Source organism: Streptomyces sp. SID12501 (genome assembly GCF_010550245.1).
Taxonomy (GTDB): domain Bacteria; phylum Actinomycetota; class Actinomycetes; order Streptomycetales; family Streptomycetaceae; genus Streptomyces.
Map to the genome: position 1 here is coordinate 1 of NZ_JAAGLU010000887.1, position 409 is coordinate 409.

A 409-nucleotide genomic window follows, 5' to 3' on the forward strand; every position below is an offset into this window, starting at 1 on the left:
TCGGCGTCGGGCTGGCCATCCAGTACGACTCGGCGGCCCGGCGCGGCGAGCCGTGGCCGGGCCGGTACGGGCGGCGGGCCGCCTTCCTCTTCGTCGAGGGCACCGTCCACTTCCTGCTCGTCTTCGCCTGGGACGTGCTGATGGGCTACGCGGTGACCGCCTTCCTGGTGGCCCGGCTGCTGACCCGCTCCGAGAAGGTCCGGCGTCGGGCCATGTGGACGGCCGGGGCGCTGCACCTGGTGATGGTGGCGTTGCTGACCCTGGCCCTGGTGGGCGGCTCGGACGACTCCGGGTCAAGCTCCGGCTCCGGGTCCGGTGGGGTCGACCCCGAGGTCGTCGCCCTCTACGCGGAAGGGAATTGGTTCGACCAGATCGCCTTCCGGTTGCAGAACTTCGCCGCCCTGCGCAT

1 pseudogene is annotated in these 409 nt (G+C 71.9%); it reads left to right on the top strand.

Annotated elements, in window-relative coordinates:
• Positions 1-409: pseudogene (locus tag G3I71_RS48980) on the top strand (hypothetical protein); the annotation flags it as partial.